Source organism: Vibrio sp. R-1 (genome assembly GCF_035615595.1).
GTDB lineage: Bacteria > Pseudomonadota > Gammaproteobacteria > Enterobacterales > Vibrionaceae > Vibrio > Vibrio cholerae.
Map to the genome: position 1 here is coordinate 1 of NZ_WPDC01000003.1, position 17,917 is coordinate 17,917.

At 49.8% G+C, this 17,917-nt stretch carries 23 protein-coding genes; all 23 read right to left on the reverse strand.

Going from position 1 to position 17,917, the window contains the following annotated elements; all coding sequences use genetic code 11:
* Positions 1 to 282: 282 nt before the first annotated feature.
* Complete coding sequence (locus tag GOU96_RS00935; protein ID WP_000290378.1) at positions 283 to 1,416, reverse strand: flagellin; 1,134 nt, start codon at positions 1,414 to 1,416, stop codon at positions 283 to 285.
* Between the two features lie 1,022 nt (positions 1,417 to 2,438).
* Positions 2,439 to 4,070: a hypothetical protein gene (locus tag GOU96_RS00940; protein WP_267781250.1), complete on the reverse strand. Its 1,632-nt coding sequence runs from the start codon at positions 4,068 to 4,070 to the stop codon at positions 2,439 to 2,441.
* On the reverse strand, positions 4,067 to 4,540 hold the full coding sequence (locus tag GOU96_RS00945) for a hypothetical protein (protein WP_000457681.1): 474 nt from the start codon (positions 4,538 to 4,540) through the stop codon (positions 4,067 to 4,069). Before GOU96_RS00945 ends, GOU96_RS00940 begins: the two co-directional genes overlap by 4 nt.
* Complete coding sequence (locus GOU96_RS00950; protein WP_267781252.1) at positions 4,528 to 5,421, reverse strand: hypothetical protein; 894 nt, start codon at positions 5,419 to 5,421, stop codon at positions 4,528 to 4,530. The genes GOU96_RS00945 and GOU96_RS00950 overlap by 13 nt, the downstream gene beginning before the upstream one ends.
* A gap of 2 nt (positions 5,422 to 5,423) precedes the next feature.
* Positions 5,424 to 5,927, reverse strand: coding sequence for a phage tail protein (locus GOU96_RS00955; protein WP_267781254.1), 504 nt, complete (start codon positions 5,925 to 5,927; stop codon positions 5,424 to 5,426).
* The gene (locus GOU96_RS00960) at positions 5,927 to 7,921 is read right to left on the reverse strand and encodes a phage tail protein (RefSeq protein ID WP_267781256.1); all 1,995 of its coding nucleotides are present in this window, start codon (positions 7,919 to 7,921) and stop codon (positions 5,927 to 5,929) included. The genes GOU96_RS00955 and GOU96_RS00960 overlap by 1 nt, the downstream gene beginning before the upstream one ends.
* Complete coding sequence (locus GOU96_RS00965) at positions 7,918 to 8,577, reverse strand: phage tail protein (protein ID WP_158163035.1); 660 nt, start codon at positions 8,575 to 8,577, stop codon at positions 7,918 to 7,920. Before GOU96_RS00965 ends, GOU96_RS00960 begins: the two co-directional genes overlap by 4 nt.
* The gene (locus tag GOU96_RS00970) at positions 8,574 to 9,773 is read right to left on the reverse strand and encodes a baseplate J/gp47 family protein (protein WP_267781260.1); all 1,200 of its coding nucleotides are present in this window, start codon (positions 9,771 to 9,773) and stop codon (positions 8,574 to 8,576) included. Before GOU96_RS00970 ends, GOU96_RS00965 begins: the two co-directional genes overlap by 4 nt.
* Positions 9,770 to 10,102: a DUF2590 family protein gene (locus GOU96_RS00975; RefSeq protein WP_001113003.1), complete on the reverse strand. Its 333-nt coding sequence runs from the start codon at positions 10,100 to 10,102 to the stop codon at positions 9,770 to 9,772. The genes GOU96_RS00970 and GOU96_RS00975 overlap by 4 nt, the downstream gene beginning before the upstream one ends.
* The gene (locus tag GOU96_RS00980) at positions 10,092 to 11,909 is read right to left on the reverse strand and encodes a phage tail tape measure protein (protein ID WP_267781262.1); all 1,818 of its coding nucleotides are present in this window, start codon (positions 11,907 to 11,909) and stop codon (positions 10,092 to 10,094) included. The genes GOU96_RS00975 and GOU96_RS00980 overlap by 11 nt, the downstream gene beginning before the upstream one ends.
* Before the next feature lie 11 nt (positions 11,910 to 11,920).
* A complete protein-coding gene (locus GOU96_RS00985; protein ID WP_267781264.1) occupies positions 11,921 to 12,055 on the reverse strand; it encodes a DUF6890 family protein in 135 nt (44 codons plus the stop codon).
* 50 nt (positions 12,056 to 12,105) lie between these two features.
* Positions 12,106 to 12,387 (reverse strand): putative phage tail assembly chaperone, encoded by a 282-nt coding sequence (locus tag GOU96_RS00990; RefSeq protein WP_000165784.1) that lies wholly within the window; start codon positions 12,385 to 12,387, stop codon positions 12,106 to 12,108.
* Entirely contained in the window at positions 12,384 to 12,686 is a 303-nt protein-coding gene (gene lysC, locus GOU96_RS00995; RefSeq protein WP_248351877.1) for a hypothetical protein, read from the reverse strand. The genes GOU96_RS00990 and lysC overlap by 4 nt, the downstream gene beginning before the upstream one ends.
* The gene (locus tag GOU96_RS01000) at positions 12,595 to 12,936 is read right to left on the reverse strand and encodes a hypothetical protein (protein ID WP_114813176.1); all 342 of its coding nucleotides are present in this window, start codon (positions 12,934 to 12,936) and stop codon (positions 12,595 to 12,597) included. The genes lysC and GOU96_RS01000 overlap by 92 nt, the downstream gene beginning before the upstream one ends.
* Complete coding sequence (locus GOU96_RS01005; protein WP_267781267.1) at positions 12,911 to 13,498, reverse strand: lysozyme; 588 nt, start codon at positions 13,496 to 13,498, stop codon at positions 12,911 to 12,913. Before GOU96_RS01005 ends, GOU96_RS01000 begins: the two co-directional genes overlap by 26 nt.
* A complete protein-coding gene (locus tag GOU96_RS01010; protein WP_001077689.1) occupies positions 13,485 to 13,712 on the reverse strand; it encodes a hypothetical protein in 228 nt (75 codons plus the stop codon). The genes GOU96_RS01005 and GOU96_RS01010 overlap by 14 nt, the downstream gene beginning before the upstream one ends.
* Positions 13,709 to 13,918, reverse strand: a complete 210-nt coding sequence (locus tag GOU96_RS01015; protein WP_033928130.1) for a TraR/DksA family transcriptional regulator — start codon at positions 13,916 to 13,918, stop codon at positions 13,709 to 13,711. Before GOU96_RS01015 ends, GOU96_RS01010 begins: the two co-directional genes overlap by 4 nt.
* Before the next feature lie 14 nt (positions 13,919 to 13,932).
* Positions 13,933 to 14,391: a phage protein gene (locus tag GOU96_RS01020; protein WP_000063626.1), complete on the reverse strand. Its 459-nt coding sequence runs from the start codon at positions 14,389 to 14,391 to the stop codon at positions 13,933 to 13,935.
* Positions 14,391 to 15,500, reverse strand: coding sequence for a DUF2586 domain-containing protein (locus GOU96_RS01025; RefSeq protein WP_267781270.1), 1,110 nt, complete (start codon positions 15,498 to 15,500; stop codon positions 14,391 to 14,393). Before GOU96_RS01025 ends, GOU96_RS01020 begins: the two co-directional genes overlap by 1 nt.
* A gap of 1 nt (position 15,501) precedes the next feature.
* Entirely contained in the window at positions 15,502 to 16,161 is a 660-nt protein-coding gene (locus GOU96_RS01030; RefSeq protein ID WP_267781272.1) for a phage virion morphogenesis protein, read from the reverse strand.
* Positions 16,148 to 16,636 (reverse strand): phage tail protein, encoded by a 489-nt coding sequence (locus GOU96_RS01035; RefSeq protein ID WP_267781275.1) that lies wholly within the window; start codon positions 16,634 to 16,636, stop codon positions 16,148 to 16,150. Before GOU96_RS01035 ends, GOU96_RS01030 begins: the two co-directional genes overlap by 14 nt.
* On the reverse strand, positions 16,633 to 17,094 hold the full coding sequence (locus tag GOU96_RS01040; RefSeq protein ID WP_267781277.1) for a head completion/stabilization protein: 462 nt from the start codon (positions 17,092 to 17,094) through the stop codon (positions 16,633 to 16,635). Before GOU96_RS01040 ends, GOU96_RS01035 begins: the two co-directional genes overlap by 4 nt.
* Before the next feature lie 106 nt (positions 17,095 to 17,200).
* Entirely contained in the window at positions 17,201 to 17,917 is a 717-nt protein-coding gene (locus tag GOU96_RS01045; RefSeq protein WP_114793009.1) for a terminase endonuclease subunit, read from the reverse strand.

A 17,917-nucleotide genomic window follows, 5' to 3' on the forward strand; every position in this document is an offset into this window, starting at 1 on the left:
ATAAACAACCTAGCTTCGGCTAGGTTTTGTTTTATCTGGGCTTTATTGATAGCGACATCACATCCACATCCATAACTTAAGCCGCTTTCCGGCGGAAGCTAAGCTCCTTCAGATAAGACACAACGCCACCATTAGCTCACCATTTATACGCTCTTTTGCGTGATGGCCGCTGATGTTCTCTCTTTTACGTTCTTCTTTTTAGGTTTCTCTGCCACACAAAACCAACAAATAACAGGCAATAAAAAACCCAGCTGCAGCTGGGTTTTTTCCTATCAACTCGAACTAGCCTAGAAGAGCCAGTGCTGAGTTGGGTGCCTGCTTGGCTTGTGCGAGAACAGAACTTGATGCTTGAGAAAGGATCTGCGCCTTGGTCAGTGCAGTCGTTTCTTTGGCAAAGTCTGTATCTTTGATCCGGCTCTTAGACGCATTCACGTTTTCGTTAATGTTATCTAAGTTGTTGATCGCGTGGTTGAATCGGTTTTGGAATGCACCGAGTTCAGCACGATGGCTATCCACATATTTCAAGGCAGCATCGACAATCGCCACACTCTCTTGTGCACCACCAACCGTAGTGACATCCAGAGTATCAACCGTCACGTCTTGCGCAGCACCGATACCTAACTCACCGGCAAGTGCGCCACCAAAGGTCGCAGCACCATCGATTCGGTTGTTATCAGTGAATAGCTGTAACTTACCTTCTTCATCCACCGATGCTTTGATCATGTCGGTTTGACCGTTGATGTAAGTGGCCAGCTCTTCGATATCATCCCCTTCTTTCGCATTGATCGAAATGGTGACATCGCCTTCGCGTTTGTCTTTCAGAGTGATGGTCAGATCGGTTTTACCCGCTTCCACGCCCCAGTTTTTGTCTTTACCGTTAGCCGCTTGATAGGTTTTACCTCCCATCAAAGCGTTATCGCTGCGCATATCTTTGATGTTAAGCATTACCGCTTCACCGTTATCCGCACCAATCTGGAATGACTTGGTTGCGAATGTACCATTGAGCAGCTTGTTACCACCGAAAGAGGTGGTTTCTGCAATACGGTTGAGCTCATCATTCAACGCGGTAATTTCTTCTTGAATCGCAACGCGTTCGGACTTCGAGTTAGAACCGTTTGCTGATTGCAAGGAGAGATCACGCATACGTTGTAAGATGTTGGTGGTCTCATTCATTGCCCCTTCCGCGGTTTGCGCCATCGAAATACCATCGTTGGCGTTACGAACGGCAACATCTAGACCTCGACTTTGCACGTTCAAACGGTTAGAGATCTGCAGACCTGCCGCATCGTCTTTTGCGCTGTTAATTTTATATCCTGATGATAGACGTTCCATTGACGATTGCTGTGCATTGGTTGCACTCGTCAAGTACCGTTGTGCTGTCATTGCTGACACGTTGGTGTTTACATTCACCGCCATAGTGGTATCTCCTATTGATTTTCCGACGTAGCGGAACTCCCAAACGGTCTCCGACGTCTCGGAAAACCAAGCAGTTCTCTCAAAGTTACCTCTATTAGCGACTCGTTGAATAAATCCTGTAGCAAAAAGATGTTTTTTTACCCTAAACCCTCTGGAATCTATGCATCTTGAGAGATATAACACAAATAACATAAATATCAGGCTGATAGGCTCAAGTTTTACCCATAATGGCCGGGGCATCCACTCACGCTTCGGGAACCGTTCCTCAGCGGATGATAGGAAAAAGTAGAAAAGATAAAGGTGGGGGGTAAAACGCAGAAAAAAGAAAAGCCCCTTTTCATACCTGGATTTTTATAAACTTTAAAAACAATAGCTTACACTTAAATAATCATCACAATGGCGATAATGTGGCGACAGAAACCAAAGTAAACCTTGTTTTCGTGGCTTTTATGCCGCCACTTTTTTGGTGGCCTATTTGCTTCTCGCCACTGATATTTTTTGAAAAACTGTTTTTGCTGTCAAATCCTCTCTATCCCTTGCTGTGCTTGGCTTTGCCAGCCTATCGGATGATCGTCACTTTCTGGCGCATGATCATTAAAACCGTGACGGAATCCGTCAACGCTTCATATATTTCAATCACTTAATAAAAATCTCATGATCATTTCTGATCGTCATTTTTGCAATTAACTGAAAAAAATTTCAATTTTCGAAATTTTAAAAAGGCGGTTTTAAGGCACTTTCGGCGGTTTGCGGTATCGTCCAGCCCCCTTGCTGCATAAGGTTTTGCGGTTTATTGCCGTTTCGATGGCGTGTGGTGTTTTTCGCTAAACCAAAATTTCGAAAAAAGTGATCCAAAAACCGCGCGGGCGGGTGTATAGGAGCGCGGATTCCGTGGGTCAAAGGGTCGATTACGTGGCTGTATGCGCTTGGGTGTGGCTTGGGTGGGGTGTTGTGCTGCGAAGTGAGCGTTGCAGGCAAAAAGAAACGCAGCGGTTAGGCTGCGTTGTGGTGCGCTTGGTTGGCTACTGCTTTGTTATCGGGTCTAGCCTTTCTTTGAGCTGGGCACTGTCTGAGCCGTGATCGCTTATGTCACTCGCTTGGTTTGGTGCTGCGGTGGCTGCAGGTCCCGCCATCACGCCGCCGTGGGTATGGCTTGCGAGTGTGTCGGCTAATTCTTTTACCACTTGCATCAGTTCTGATAGCAGAATGAGTACGTTCTCTTGCTTCGAACCAATCCATGTTTTGGGTGACTGCAACCACTGATGTTCAGCAACGATACTGCGGCGCACTTTACCGATCACCTCAATCAGTTCTCCGGCTGTGGCTACGTGCATATTGCCTAAACTGCCCAGCTCTATGTTGTCACCTGCCAGTAGTTCGATTGCGCCTAACGCCTCGATGAGCTTTTTGCCTATGATGTTCTCTAAGCTATGTTCATCGATCAGTAACTGGTGTTGCCCAAACTCACCTGTGTATTGGTGTGCCTGATCTACTTGCTTAAATGCTTTGCTGGTAAAAGTCTGATCGGTTTGGTCTGTAATGTTACCAGCGGCATCAATGCGGCGGCTTACTTCTTCACGTTGCTGCTGCAGTTGCTCACCGGGCGCGATGGTGGGTAGCGCATAATCTCGGCCATAAATGCCACGGATAAGCGGCAGATCACTGCGACCGTAAGCGAAAGCGATTTCTACGATTGTTCCTTCAAGCGGATAAGCCAGCAATCCCGATTCATGGCCGCTCATGTGAACCGGCAGTGGTATCGATCGGTAAACAGGGATGTTTTCATCTGGCTGCATGTCTTCATTGAGTACCTGTACATCAATGGCGAAGCGTGGGCGGAATGGGTCAGCGACTTGGCCTGCGGTCGCACTATCGCGCACTGCCTCTACTCTGCCGAAAATGGGCAAGTGATAACCTGCGGCGACTTCTGGCAGCATGTCATCCAGTTCACGTTTCTTGGCTGGCTTCGCGTCATCCGTCCAAAAGGCTGTCATTTCATCGCCGAACAGCTCAAGTTTAGTAATGCGTTTATCAAAGGCTACTCGCCCCGGTCTGAGCATTGGGAATGGGGCGAACGTTACGCTGTTACTGCTTTGCTTTGAGGTGAACTCGTGCGGAATGCTCATCGGCTTGTTGTAAAAATGGCTGTGCTCGTATGCGCCAAAGTAAATCACTTGGTCGGTATCTTGGTACCAGACGAAATCAGGCACTTGAAAGGCTTTACCGATTTTATCCAAGCACTGATAACCATCCCCCTGATTAACAAAGTTTGGGATCACCTTCTTGGTGTAATCCGCCTCCGGCAAGCGAAATTCCAGCCCTGTTTTTTTGGTGATGATGGCGAAAATATCCGCCATTGTTGGGTGCTCGATACTGATCGGCAATAGGTTGGAAAGTATCCCCGATAGCTCTTTCACAGTAATCCGAAAGGTTCCATTACTGGCTGGCTCAACTCTATCAATGAATCCCTCAAAAAATGGGGCGGTTTGCTGTTCATAGCCAATATCAAAGCGCACTAAAGCGAACCGCTCCGGCGGTGTTGTCGTCGTCACAATGAAAATGGCTTTGCCGCCCAGCGATAGTTTTAAGCTGACTTTGTTATCCGCCAGCTCATATTCTTCATTGCTGATGAAAAGGCGCTTGGTCAGTTTCACTTGGTCGCCTCCGCATTTTGCTGCAGTGCTTGTTGCAGTGCCGTGTTTTCTCTTTGTTGCGGCTTGTTCTTGGCTCGCCCTCGTTGCTCTTTCTGCTCGGCTACGCTGTTGTGCTCTTTGAGCTTAAATGACACCTGCCACGCCATTTTGTTTTCTTGCTGTACGGCGGAAAAGTGGCCTGTAAATTTGGCATTTTTGATTTTTAAGGCGTTGGCCACATCGTTAGCGACTCGATAAACCTTGCGATCACCGCTTTCATCTTTAGCGCTGCTCATGCTTTCCAGCAGTGCCAATTGAGCAAGGTCTTTAAATGCGATGAGGCCGGAGATTTCTAGCTCTGCGGCTTTGTCGCCCTGCTCTGACGTTGCAGTTAATGAGGCCATGCCGCTCATATCCTGATCTTTAAACTCACGCGAGAAGTTCACCAATAGGTTTTTGATGTTAAACGTCTGTCCATCTAGTGCGAACATAATAACTCCTCAAAAAATGGCTGCGGTTGGCTGCTGATTAACACACTGGCGATGGTGTGCGGGCAGGTGCTTGGTGCGGCGGCTTGTTCCAATTGGGTGGCGATACTCTCCGGCGTTCCGCTGAGTTTTATGCTGTACACGCTGCCGCTCAGTGATTTAAGCGCGTTGATGGTTGCGGTGATTTCACTCAACTGATTAGCGCGCTTTTGTGCCAACGCTGACAACTTGCCGATCACATGACTTGCATCACTGGCCAGTGATTCAAGCGTGGCGATTTGCGCCCCTTGTGCTGCGAAGTAGTCATTTAACGGGTTGGCATTTAAATGCGCATAAGGTTTAAAGCGTGGCTGAATGATACCCGCAGGCTGGTGCAGCTTTTCAGCCTCTTGCTTGCTCATGGCTTCGGCTTGGCGGTAACACTGGCACCAATCCGGTAGCGGAAATACGCGAGTGACTGCCGACAAGGTACTGACAAACTCGCCAAGGCTTTGTGTGCTGATCATGATTGCCACAGCATACAACTGACCTTTTGTCCTATGGGTATCCGAAAGGTCACGCAGTTTAGCAGCGAGTGTTTTGGTGGCGTTGGCTGGGCTTAGGTAGCAGCCTGACTCTAACCTCTCCCCCACTTGAAACTGATAGGGTGTAACACTGAGCACAGTGCCTTGATTGAGAAATGTGTTTAACTCACCGCGCAGGTTGAGTAACGCCTCTGCTGCAGCGCTTAAAGGGTGACGCCCTAAATTGGCGTCACTTTGCAGGTTGGTTAGTCGGCCAGTGGCAGCACTCATGGTGCTGCCGACTTGTTGAGTAACTGTTTCCGCCGCGGTCTGGATTGAGCCTGCTGACTCTGGCCATGTGAGTGCGTTGTTTTGCCACATGGTTACGCCTCAGGGTTAACAGGCCAAGGGTGATCAAGCTGGATTTTCTCGCGAGCGGCAATCGCTTGGCGTTCCAGTTCAATGGCTTCCGCTTCTTTTCCCTGCAGGCGTTTGATGTTGGCCTCTGATACTAATGGGTCAACCATGATGAAATACAGGTGACGGCGCAGGTTATCAACTTGGTCGAATTCGGCGATGTATTTTGCGCTGATGTCCGTTACCCATTCGCCATCAATCCAGCGATCAAAAGCGGTTTTTCGCTCTTTGTCTGTCCAACCATCCGGAATTAACTCTTGCTCGTCGATTTCTTTTCTCGAATAGTCTTCGCAGTTCCAGATTGTGCGCATAACGCCGGAGAAAATGATTAGCTCACCATCTCGAACAAAGGTTTTGCGTCCCTGCATCTTTGCTGTTAATGCATCGCTATGCTGCTGCTCTGTGATTTCAATAGAGCCATCTTCGAAATAGCAAAGCAATTTATCATCAATTGCGTAAAATCCACCCATTATTTAATCCTCATTATATATTTAGCGCCGATTGCGAAAGTTTGGTTCCTGTCACCAGTTGGAACAACATTGGATGCATTAAAAGTCGCATTCGTGTATCGAGTTCCAACTTGCGAACCGCTCAACCAACTCGGTATTTTTCCAGTTGTCGTTGATAGCGATATTGCACCACTACCATTTTCCAGTGCCCCAACCTGGTTATTAGAGTCAACAACGCTAAATCCTGCTTGAATGTTTCTAATTGTGTCGTTAAACACTTTAGATTTAGTCTCTGATGGATTCAAAGATGCTTCCATTGTATTGAGCATCTCAATCTTAGTGTCGTTCAATGGTGAGCCTTGCATACTGACTTTGTACTTAATAACCAAATTTGGCGCAGCACCTGCAACTTCTTTATTAATGAGTATTCCATTGTTATACGGGTCAGCGTCAGTAAGCACAACGTAACGAAATCTTGGATCATTCATCGGTGGAAGTTCCCCGACGTGCGGAAAAGGCACTCCAATCGGCACGGATGCGTACTCTTTATTGTACAGCACTGCATTAGCTGATTCTTCATCACTCACGTCAGCCCAAACTCCAGGTAGCTCACTAATACCTGCGAATTTATGAGCACCTCGATTAACTCCGATTTTTGATGTAAGCAGGTCGATGCTTACAGTGATTCTCAGCTCACTTGCACTCGGATAACTTAGCATGACTCCGGTTTCTGAGAGTGATGGGTTAGCACGTACTATTGTCCCGTTTGCAAGCTTTACCCCAGCAAAAAAACTGGTGCCAAACCTCTGTCTCGTAATAGTGTAATTGCCGCCCGCAGCACTAAGTACACCGCCAACAAGGGTCACTCCAACAAGTGTTGACCCTTGTCCTACAAAAACACCCAAAACAATTTCTGCGCCTGATGGATAATTCCTTGGCGTCGCGTCGGGCAGAGGGTGTCCAGTCCTGCCAGGAACATTCCAGTTTTGATTTCCTTTCAGGCGGTTTTCGACTTGGTTTAATGCCCAGATTGGCTTCCAATGGCTCCAATCACTATCCGCACTAGGGTCTATGACACCACCATTATCCGGCCCTGACGCAGCGCGAGCGATATAGCGCAGGTTATTGCGAACGACTTCTTGTCCGATGCCGTAATTGATAAATGGCGACCACTCTTGATCGGCGTTGTCTGTTTTTACACGCCAATCTGTGATACTCCCATTCGCATTAATCCCCGCCAGCCTTGCAACGTAGTGTTGCTGCTGGTTTTGGTCAACGTAGTCGGTGAGCGGTGTCGCTGAGGCGCGAACGGTGACGATGTTCTGCCACTTTGATAACACGGTACCCGTGCGAACAACATCGATGTACAAACCCGTGGGCTTGGCGCTGATGGTTTGAATGACTTCGTTTTTTAGCTCGGCACGCAAGCCGCCCACGTACACCACACCCGGTGCTACTTTGTATTTGGCTGGGTCTGCTTGCTGGGTGACATCAAAGCCTTGAATGAATGCGGTGTGCCCGTAGTTATCCAAGCTCGCGAGGCGCATATCCTCTTCAATACCTAACAGGCGGGCTTGGTAGTCGATTTGCCACGTTTGCGCATCTACCGTAATGCCTGCTACTTGCGCTGCACCTGTGTATTGCTGCATTAGGCTTTTGGTGCTTGCCATGCCTGCTTCTTTGGTTTCAGTGGCTTTGTGTACCACCATACCGCAGGAGTTTGGCACGTTTTTATCACGCAGATAGATGGCGTTGAAGGTAAACGCTGCCACTGAACCGGGGATCACTACCGAATAGACCAGCGCGTTGTCGCCGAGCTTTCCGACTTGATCAATATTTTGCTGATGCACCCATGTTGATACGGCTGGTAGCCCTTGGTTACGGTCAATCGGCTGGCTTGGGTCAAGGTTTGGGATGTAGGCAAAAATCATCTCGTTCATGTCTGGCGCTTTGCCGACACTGATTTGATTTTGCAGGTACTTTTCAAACTGCAGTGGAATGGCCGTCTGGCTCATGAGTTACCCCCTAAGGTGGCGATAAAGATTTGTTGATGGTGCTCAATCGGCTGAGGCTTGAATTCGATGTGGGTCACTTCTTCCGATTTGGCGTGATAGAGTGCAAAGCTATGGCTGAACTCGCCGTGATAAACGTTCATTTCGCTTGGATAGGTCACTTGAAAGCGATAGCGGCGGCAGGTTCTGCCGTATTGTTCGATCAGCGTTTGTACTAAGCGGCTATTTTGTGAGAGTGAGCTGTCCGTCAGTTCAATCGTGCAAACATCCCACTCTACGGCGCTTTCGCGTTCTTTGAATGACACAATGGCAATGCCCAAGCGTTCAAAGATGCGCTTAAATCCTGCTACGCTGCCTGCGTCTTTTGCGTTAACGGTGGCAAACTTCACCCGCTTGCGAAACAGCCACAACGGCTCACCGTTGAATTGTTTGATGTCTCTATCCCACGCCATCAAGCGCAGAATTTTTTCACTGCAGGTGAGCGCGTCAAACTGTTGAAGCGGGAACAGCAACCAGCCGCGCACTTTGCGCATGAATGCAAACACACCATTGCTCAGAAAATAGGGTTCTATCTTCTCTTCTGAGGTGGTTTCGCCATCCTGCCACCACGGCGTTGGCGTTTGTTCTAGCTCTGGTGCTTGTTTATCCCATTCGCTCATTGTTCCAGCTCCGTGACGTTGAGGGTTTGTAAGCGTGGTTGAGTGAGCAAGCTGATGATGTCGGTTGGTTCACCGTCTACTTTGATGAGTACGGATTCGACGTTCTCCATCTTGCTGTGAATTTCGTGGGCGAGCTGCGAAATGCTGAATCGGCTTTCTGGTTTCGCTCTGGTCATTTCTGGGTAAGCCGCTGTTTCACGGAATGCGGCACGAATGCGGTTTTCTACTTCCAGCAGTTCATTGATTTTCTGCATCTCATCGAGATTCGCGACAAAGACCACCTGCGCACTGATGCTGTGCTGAGTCTCTGGAATGGCTAAACAAGTCAGCACGTCACCGTGGCCGTGGTGGCCGTCTTGCATGATGTGTTTATTGAGTTGGTCAAGCACATGCTGTGGCGTTGCGCCCACTTCCATCAAGATATAGGCATTGGCGCTACCCGGTGTGATGTGGCCTGTGTTTTCAAAGAAGATGTTATCACTACGGATCCCCGCCACGCTGGCAATCATTGCGCGGTAAACATCGTCGATGTGCCATTCGCCCGCACTGGTAAAGGCGTTTTGTAGGCGTAGGGCTAATTCTTCGTCGCTTTCTTGGTCTGCGCCGAGTTGGGTTATCCAATTCGCTTCATTGGTGACAGAGACAATGCCCGATACGCCCTGCGGCAGAATGCTGAAATAGCCTGCAGGCAGGTTGTAAGCGGCTCCCGCTTCACTGGCTTCACACAAGACTTTGCCGGAGGCTTGCCCCGCTTTGATCACCGTGGTTTTGATTACGGTGAGTTTGTACACCTTTCCTTCAATCTCTGGCGTTTGAATGATGGTTCCTGCTTCGATACTGGTTTCATCTGCGGCGTTGGCTTTGGTGAAGGTGATTAAGCCTTGGGTGCTCACTGCGCCTTTGGGCGTGACGTTGTATTCCCATGCTTTTAGCTCTAGCGCCCAACGTTCCGCCGTACCCACAAAGATATTGGGCATGACATGCCCTGCTAGCAGTGTGCGGATCAGCCACACAGCAGGTGTCACAACGGCAGCACGAACCCAACGCCAGAAAGGTGACATTTGCGAATCGTTGGACAAGAGGCTTCCTGACTCGGTCACGTCTGCTTTGAGCGCGGCCTCGAAGGCATCCTCAGTAACGGGTACGCCCGATTCTGAGAGTATTTCGACAAAGTCGGCCTGCGGTCTTTTGCTCATGCGATCACCTCGGTGCTGATGGGTTGCTCGTAGTCGTATGCGTTGGCAGTGAGTAGGATGTTTCCTGCTTCGCTTTCGGTGGCTTTCGCCGTGCCGGGGATAATGCGGTTATCCAACTCGGCTTTTTGTTCGATTTGCAGCAGTACGTCTGCACGTAAAATGGGGTTACGTTCTGCCACTAATTTACGTGCCAGCCCGCTTTCCATGATCGCGTGTTTGATGTCCTGCGCGATGCTGTAAAGGTCGCTGCATTGGGTTGGCTGCGCTCCGGCGTCTATCTTCCAGCCGCCGTCGATGACTTTGATATCGATATAGCGTTTATCCGGCATTGAGTTCGTCCCATTCTGCAAGCTGTTCTGGTGTCATGCCGCCTTGTGGCGTGATGTAAACATCACCGTACTGGCGCACGTTTTGGGTTGTGCGGCTTTCGCTGCTGTTGAGGTTGTTCACCATGTTTTTGGATAGCTGCGGTGTGTTCTCTGGCCGTTTGTAATCAATGAGTGTGCTATCCATGCTTGGGCGCGAGGCTTCAAGCGCCGCGACATCTGGCAGTACAGGAACGGCTTTTGCGATGGCGGGTTGGGTTTCTGGTACTGGCACATCGGGCAGTTCTCCGGCACGCCACTCGATGTTGATGCCGGGGATCATGTTGAGCATTTCAATCACGCCATCTATGGCGGCGGCGATGATTTTGAACCAAGTGGTATCCGCAAAAGAGGCTTTGATTTCGTCCCACCAGTAAATCATTGCGCCGACTGCTGCGATTAACGCCAAAATGCCAGCGACCACCCATGTTATCGGGTTTGCCCACAATGCTGAGTTGAATACCCACGTTCCCGTTGCAGCATCCAAAGTTAATATTCTAAACAGCTTTAATATTCCGGTTAGCCCAAGCATGGTCACTTTCCAACCTCCGGCCATCATTTTGGCTATTCCCATCACGAGCGAGAGAGAGGCAACCACACCGCCAAAAGATAAAGCAATGATCGAAACAGTACTCAGTGCAGTGGTTAATGTTGGATACTCTTTAGTCATGGATGTGAGCCACATGAGGCCATCGGCGATGCTGCCTGTGACGGCGTTGAAGGCTGGTAAAACCATTCCAAATGCTGCGGTTCGAATAGCGAACCATGAGTTTTCTAAACGCTGCGATTGATCTGTCATCGCTTTAGCCATAGTGATGGCGGTTTCCATGGTTGAGTTTTTATCTAGCTCAACCACTTTCTGAGCGAGCTCATCAGTTTTGCTTTGCAGGTTTTGAATAAGTTTTACCGCCTCTCCCGAACCGAATGCATCAGAGAGAATGGCAAATTGTTCATCTGTCGAGAAATGCCCAATACGCTGTTGAATTGACTCCAACATATCGGCCATCGGTAGCATTTTTCCGTATGAGTCGAAGAAAGATAGCCCGAGCTTTTCTTGTGCTTTTACTGCGCCGCCAAGGAAGGCGGTGTATTTCGTGGCGGCTTCGCCTCCCCCCATGGTGGCGGAGAGCATACCAAGTACGGCCATTTGCTCGGCCATATCCACACCCATGGCGGTCGCTGATGAACCAAGCGAACTGAACGCCTGAGACATTTTATTACCATCGGTTTTAAACATCTGCACCGCTTGTGCGGTCATGCCTGTCACACGTTCTACCCAGTTTGAGTTTCCGAGTGCTGCGGCATCTTTTTCAAAAATGCCATACATGGTGCCCATGTAGTTGGTAATGGTTGCGGTGTCTGCTTTGGTCGCCGCCGCAAGAATGCCCGAGCTTTTGGTAAAATCTGAAAGCTCAGTGCCTTTTAACCCTGCGATAGCAGATTGAATATCGTAAGCCGCCCCGATAAATTCAGTGGCTGACTTACCGTATTCGCCTGAAAAATCCAGCGCTGTATTTTTCAGATGCTCTAGGGTATCCGCTGCGACATTGAGTGATTTTACTTCACCAATCTTGCGGTTAATTTCAATGGCGGGCATCAACGCATTTTGAATGGCAACGCCTGTCGCCCACAAGCCAGCACCACCCTTTGCAGCCTGTTCCATGCCTTTTTCAGCGGCACTCATGGCTCCATTAATTTCGGTGGTGATGCCTTGCAGTGGCTTGGTAACTTGGTCAACTAACCCGATTACCATCATCAGCTTTTCATTCATCCGGTTACCATTTAAAGTTTAAACAGCTTTGATATTGCGGACATCACCGCATGTTCGGTGCGATCTTTCTCTAATTTATCCAGCCACAGTGCGCGGGCGAGGTTTTGCGGGTCATCATCTTCATTGGGTAGGTAATGACGCCGCAAAATGAGCGCTTGTTCGATGCCGTTCTCTTCGATGCGCTCTACCCGCTCTTTTAGTTTTTTAGGGTGATGGTGATGCCGCCTTTTGAGGCTTCATACACTTTGCCAAACAGCTCAATGATTAATCCCGGCACGGTGTTCATCAGCTCCACCAGTTCTTCTTTTTGTTCTTTATCCACGGTGCGTTCTAGGTAAGTGCGGGCTGGCTCAACTTTGTTGTCACCGGATACCCCGTTCACATAGTTGTTGGCATCGGCCACGCTTGGCGTGAAATTAAAATCGATACCATTAATGCCAACGGTGACGGTTTTGGTTGTGAAAACAGGTTTAGTCATGGTGTTTCTCTCTCTGTTGGTTGTTCGCGCTTTGCGCGCCAGTTCAAATAGTCTTCAATTTGTTGATTGCACTCTTTGAGTGCTTGCTTTAGGCGTGGAATGTCTTCGCTGACGACTTCTGGCCATGTGCCTTGCACGCTCGGTTTGTTGCAGGGCACGAGCATTCCCGCCGGAGGTAATCGAAAGATCACCTGTGTTGAAACGGTTTCAGTACGGTTCGCGCAGCCGCTGAGTAACAGCATCAGGAATGTGGCATTCAATACCTGCCATTTGCGCTTTAAGCTTTGCGATGTCGTCATTTAATTTCGCCTCGCTTTGGTTTCGTTCCTGCTGCCTTTTCACCATCAGTGCATTGTGTTCTGCGGCTTCCCCTTTCAGGGTGGCGATGGTGGTTAAATTGCTTTGGTTATCTGCCTGCGCTTGGCTGAGTTTTTCACTCAGCGTGATTTGTTCGGCTTGGCTGGCTTTGAGCTGTAACCCTAAAACTAGGATGGTGATCAGCAATGCCGCTAAGACGGTGGCGTTAATCCAGTGCCATGCAGCGTTCATATTCAATATCCCGTCGAATGATTAATCCCGGCTGTTTTACTCCGCCGCCATACACCCAGCGTTTGAGCTCTGCACAGGCTTGCGGGTAGTTCCCCTCAAGGCTTAACCGATAAATCTGCGTTGCTGTGCGGTTGCTGTTGCGTTTGTAGCGCTGGCATCCGGTGTTAAATGCAAAGGAGGTGAACGCATCGAACTGGCCTTGTGTCATGGGTTTGCCTGAGGCGCGTTCGACACTTTCCACGCAGCGTTCTGCTTCTTGCAGGTTCCTCACCCAATCTTTGGCGACTTGCTCAAGGCTTACGGGGTTATCGGGTACGCCGTGAGTGTTGCCCACGCCGTTGGTCACTAAACCGGATGGGCAGGTGTACGGGTCTAAACGACACCCTTCTGCATTGCCTGTCATTTCTAGCCCTTTTGGGCTGATGCGTAGTTCACCAAGGGCTTGGCCTTCGATCACGACTTCGCCAACTGGCTGTACGTATTCTTGGCCGACTATCGCCCCGCCCGTGATAAGGCTGATCACGGCGGCGACTGAGCACCAAATTTTTTTAGTTATTTTCATTGAGGTAGATTCCTCGTTCTTTGGCGATTTTCTGCATCGCGCGTTTATGCCAAATATTGGCGACTAGGGCAGTGACACCCACAAAGATGGATATCCACTGTTCAATACTGAGTAAGCCGAGGAACACACCGAGCCCTGACATCAGATAAGCGATATAGGAGGTGAGCTTTTCAAACCACTCTTGAAACCATTGGTTCTGTAACCATTGATTCATCGTTGCTCCTTTGCGGCCTGACAGGGGGTGCAATACTGACACCCCTTTACTTTTTCTTGCCGCTCTTTGGGGATTGGGTCGTCACATTCCAAACAGTGGGTGCGGCTAGGCAAGTGGGCTGTTTGCATTGCCCTTGCTCTGTGGTTAGCCAGCGCCATTTGTTGGAATTTGGCTTCCGTTTTTGCGGCATCGTCGATGACATCCATAACCGCCCTTACCGCTAGTTGATCAGGCCGCGAGTATCATCTTTCGATAGATACGGCACACCGTTAATGCGAACAAACAGCGGGCTTGTGACAAAGCCTTTTAGCTTGCGGGTGGATTTATCGCTGCTTTCTGGGTCAATGCTGAGGATGTCTGCCAGCACGAACTTGACGCCGAAGATTTCCACCTTGTCTTCGTCTTGGCCGTTGTTGGCGTAAAACATCATGTCGTCAGGTTTGATCCCGCGATAGCTGCCCGCTCGACGGGCGGCTTTGTGTACTTTTTTGAACTGGTTGAGGTCGAGTTCTACTTCAACATCACAGCTCACTTTGCCATCGGTATAGCCATCGGTGACGCCGCGAGTAAATGCCGCTTCGCTTTCATCGTTGATGGTTGCTGTGGCGCTTTTTACGTGGACGAATTCGCCAAATAGCGTGGTGTCAAAGTTGCGGCCTGAGAAACGTGCGTTGCTCATTAGTAATCCCCTTGTTTAACGGAAATGGCGATGGTGATTTTCACCGGGCATTCGTAGGGCTGAACGCTCATGTAGATTTCTAAATCTGTGCTGTTTACCCATTTGATTTGGATGTCTTCATCCTCTGGTGGGTAGATTTCCCCCGGCACGCCCGTGAGTGCCATGGTTCGCAAATCTTGGGTGAAATAGAGCTTTGCAGCGGCGATGCTTTGCGGCGTTGAGTTGAGTGTGCGGTCAGCAATGCGGGCAATGGCACGAATACGCACTTTGCGGGCGGCTTTCATCGCGACACGAATGTGTCGGATATCTTGGTAATCACCACCGGGCACATCGAGTGTTCGACCCGTTGTCCAGTATTGACCGGGGTAATCTGGGTACCACATCGGCACGGCGATGCGGTTTGACTCCAGCGCTTTTAGGGTGGCGAGGTCGAGGGCTTTTCCGGCTTTGTCTTTCATCAGCTCGGTGTTACCTACTAACCCGCCAGTCATGACTCGTGCCGGTGAATCTGCGATGGAAACTTCTTTATTCGCGAGACGGCCAGCGTATTTGCCGAGTGTGTCACCTGCTGCATGTACATTCGGCACAACGGAAATGTATTCACTCGCCACATCTTTTGGGATGGCGACCGTGTCGGCTAACCACTCTGCCCATGTTTGGCCGTTGGCTGGGTCGTTGTTGATGGCGGGCAGTTGGCACAGTACGCCGACTTCACGGCCTAAGCTGTTTTTCAGCTCGGTGCGCAGGGTGATGGCATCTTCGATCATGGCTTTGGTTTCGGCATCAAAGCCAAGCACAACGAATTCGAAGCTGGACACTTCATTGGCTTTTTTGACAGCGTCTTGCCAGTTGTCTTCTTCGCTGAGGATCATCACGCCCGCTGTCCATGCTTGTTTGCCGTTAAGCTGGGCGGCTTTGACAATGGCAAGCCCTTCGGCGCTGGCTTCGGCTAACACGTCATCAAGGTCTGAGGTTGAATCGACCATGATTAGGTTGCGAACGTCACCATTGACGGTACCACGGATGACGAATAGGAAGTGGCACTCGATATCGGCAATCGGGCCATTCATCAGGTTTAAGATTTTGATAATAACGGTAGGCCATGCCATGTTATTTGCTCCTGTTGCGCTTGAGTTCCCGTTTAATCATGATTGCCAGCCGTTTAGGGCTGATTCCGATTAATCGGCGTTCCGGTCTTCCTACTTTCCAATCCCGTGCTGGGGTTTTGTTTTCCAGCTCTTGAATGGTTTTTGCCGCTTCGCCCACTGTCATGTTTTCTCGTATCCATGCCAGAGTGGGCTTTTTGCCTCTTTTCTGTCGCCCCTGAGGCTTGAGGCGGTAATCGAGATCGCGCAGCGCTTTGGCTTGCTCTCGGGTGGCTGGGTCTGTTTTTCGCGGCTCATTTTGCTGCTTGGCTTGCCGCTTTCTGGCGGATAGCCCACTGTCTTGCGCGATACCGTGGTGATGTTCGTAAGCGACTCGACCACGGGCGGAAGGCCAGCCCACCACTAGGGTGCGGTTATTATCACGCTGAAAGTGTTTGAGCTTTTGAGTAAAGCCTTTCAGCAGCTTGCCGCGCCCTCGTTTTCGTTTTGCCCATGCGCTCCCATCAGGATCACGCTGTGCTCGTATGTTTTTGCGCGTGGTTTTGGCAATTTGAGCACCAATTCTGCGCAGCATTTTGTCACGGGTTTTTCTGTCTAATCCCAGCAGTTCGAGTTGTTCCATTACGCGCAGGTAACTGCGGTCTTCGGCTTTAATCTCGAACATTGGCGACCACATCCCGTAGGTTTTCAGCTACCCAAACTGGGTATTCTTGAATGTTCCAGCGCTTGTTCTGCCAGAACACATTGCCGTTCTCGGCTTCAACGAGTTTGATTGGCTCTTCGAATGCGACTTGAATCAGCACTTCGGCGCTATCTTCATCTTCTACAACAACTTCAATTACTGGGTCTTTCAGTTCGCCGAGTTGATCTTCTCGGTCTGCATCTTTATCCATTAGCCATGCGGCTACGTTGGCGAACAGTACCGCTGGGTCATACTTTTTGAACGGCAAGCGGTCGATTTGAAATTCAGCGAGGTAACGTTGCTGGCAAATATCGATGCCGTTGCCCATATGTCTAGGGGTTAGAATGAGCGCTATGTCGCCCATCTCGGCATCAAGTCGCTGGGCAATGTGTTTGCCGACACACATTTCGATGTGTGCTTTCAGCGCCTGCATTTTGTAGCCCACGCGATAACTCATATAAGCTCCACGCTTGCGCGATTCTTGCCGAGCATATTGCGGATGATGCGTTCACTTTCGGCCAGCAGTTCGTTTTTGGTTTCTTGTGATCGCTCAGCGAGGTGATCACCTTCTTTTTTCTGGCTGACGGTGGCGAAATCGGGCAGTAAATCGGCTTTTGCCCGAGCAAACACGGCGCTTTGGTACTGAATGACGATGAGGTTTTTATCATTCACTTTTGGGAACGCTGGCACGTCTTTAGCACTGGCATGGCCTGCGGCGATGTACTTGGCTTTCAGATCACTCAGTTGCAGGTTTACCGATGCGATGGCGTTAACCACAGCGTGAGCGATGCGCTCATCGTCTTGCGCGGCTGGCGTTCCACGCAGGCGTTCGAAATCTCCTGCGTTGATGTTTGGCCAGAATCCATCGTTCTCGATGGTGGTATCCTGAAAGCTGGTGCTGCTGGCTGTGAACATGCGTTTCTCTCTAAATAGGTGCGCTCTAGCCACTGGGTCGACGGTATAGCAATGAACCACGCAGGTTATTGCAACCTCGCCAGCCGAGCGCGGCGGCGTAGGAGCTTTACAAATTCTTGCCTTCGTTGATCGCGTTGATACGCATATCAATCTGGTCAATCTTGGTTTTCACCCCGATTTTGTCGTGCTTTTCATGGGCGGTGATGAGTAAGGCTTTGGCCTTTTGCAACCGCTCTAGATCACCAATTGAACTTGGCTTTGGTTCGCCTTTTTCGTTCATCAGCAGGCCGTAACCCGCGAACTTGTACCACTTGGCTTCAACGACTTCGGGTAATACCCACTCTTTGTCGATTTTCTCGAATACACGGGAGAAGTAAGGCTCGATTGAGTGGCCGTTCGGTAGCTGTTGCTCTGCCCATTTGAGCACTTCATCCGCGCAGACAATTGCCCAGCTTGAGCGTTTAAAGTTTTCCGGCGTGGGTAGGTTTAGCTCGATGGCTTTGAATAGCCATTCCACGGCGGTTTCCAGATCACCGATGTCGAATAACCAAACGATGAGATCTGTAAAAATGGGGTTTTGATAGCTTTCCCCAGCAGCGAGGTATTTTTCAGCCAGTGGTTTGTATTTCGGGATCAGCACATCACGTTTGTGGTTGACCTTTTCCGAAATTTGCACAAAGCCTTTCAGCACTTGCTTATCTTGCTCAAACTCAACTAAGCGAAGGTGCAAGCTGTCGAGGCTTTCCGCAGCAGCGGCATGAGCTGCCGCTGCTGGGGTGGCTAATACTGCCAATTTATGGCGTGCTGCTGGGGATAAGCTCAT

Excerpts from the sequence above, each read along its gene's own strand:
- GOU96_RS00935 (WP_000290378.1), bottom strand. The coding sequence starts at position 1,416 with ATGGCGGTGAATGTAAACACCAACGTGTCAGCAATGACAGCACAACGG.
- GOU96_RS00945 (WP_000457681.1), bottom strand. The coding sequence starts at position 4,540 with ATGTTCGCACTAGATGGACAGACGTTTAACATCAAAAACCTATTGGTG.
- GOU96_RS00950 (WP_267781252.1), bottom strand. The coding sequence starts at position 5,421 with ATGTGGCAAAACAACGCACTCACATGGCCAGAGTCAGCAGGCTCAATC.
- GOU96_RS00955 (WP_267781254.1), bottom strand. The coding sequence starts at position 5,927 with ATGGGTGGATTTTACGCAATTGATGATAAATTGCTTTGCTATTTCGAA.
- GOU96_RS00960 (WP_267781256.1), bottom strand. The coding sequence starts at position 7,921 with ATGAGCCAGACGGCCATTCCACTGCAGTTTGAAAAGTACCTGCAAAAT.
- GOU96_RS00965 (WP_158163035.1), bottom strand. The coding sequence starts at position 8,577 with ATGAGCGAATGGGATAAACAAGCACCAGAGCTAGAACAAACGCCAACG.
- GOU96_RS00970 (WP_267781260.1), bottom strand. The coding sequence starts at position 9,773 with ATGAGCAAAAGACCGCAGGCCGACTTTGTCGAAATACTCTCAGAATCG.
- GOU96_RS00975 (WP_001113003.1), bottom strand. The coding sequence starts at position 10,102 with ATGCCGGATAAACGCTATATCGATATCAAAGTCATCGACGGCGGCTGG.
- GOU96_RS00980 (WP_267781262.1), bottom strand. The coding sequence starts at position 11,909 with ATGAATGAAAAGCTGATGATGGTAATCGGGTTAGTTGACCAAGTTACC.
- GOU96_RS00990 (WP_000165784.1), bottom strand. The coding sequence starts at position 12,387 with ATGACTAAACCTGTTTTCACAACCAAAACCGTCACCGTTGGCATTAAT.
- lysC (WP_248351877.1), bottom strand. The coding sequence starts at position 12,686 with ATGACGACATCGCAAAGCTTAAAGCGCAAATGGCAGGTATTGAATGCC.
- GOU96_RS01000 (WP_114813176.1), bottom strand. The coding sequence starts at position 12,936 with ATGAACGCTGCATGGCACTGGATTAACGCCACCGTCTTAGCGGCATTG.
- GOU96_RS01005 (WP_267781267.1), bottom strand. The coding sequence starts at position 13,498 with ATGAAAATAACTAAAAAAATTTGGTGCTCAGTCGCCGCCGTGATCAGC.
- GOU96_RS01010 (WP_001077689.1), bottom strand. The coding sequence starts at position 13,712 with ATGAATCAATGGTTACAGAACCAATGGTTTCAAGAGTGGTTTGAAAAG.
- GOU96_RS01015 (WP_033928130.1), bottom strand. The coding sequence starts at position 13,918 with ATGGATGTCATCGACGATGCCGCAAAAACGGAAGCCAAATTCCAACAA.
- GOU96_RS01020 (WP_000063626.1), bottom strand. The coding sequence starts at position 14,391 with ATGAGCAACGCACGTTTCTCAGGCCGCAACTTTGACACCACGCTATTT.
- GOU96_RS01025 (WP_267781270.1), bottom strand. The coding sequence starts at position 15,500 with ATGGCATGGCCTACCGTTATTATCAAAATCTTAAACCTGATGAATGGC.
- GOU96_RS01030 (WP_267781272.1), bottom strand. The coding sequence starts at position 16,161 with ATGTTCGAGATTAAAGCCGAAGACCGCAGTTACCTGCGCGTAATGGAA.
- GOU96_RS01035 (WP_267781275.1), bottom strand. The coding sequence starts at position 16,636 with ATGAGTTATCGCGTGGGCTACAAAATGCAGGCGCTGAAAGCACACATC.
- GOU96_RS01040 (WP_267781277.1), bottom strand. The coding sequence starts at position 17,094 with ATGTTCACAGCCAGCAGCACCAGCTTTCAGGATACCACCATCGAGAAC.
- GOU96_RS01045 (WP_114793009.1), bottom strand. The coding sequence starts at position 17,917 with ATGAGCTTATCCCCAGCAGCACGCCATAAATTGGCAGTATTAGCCACC.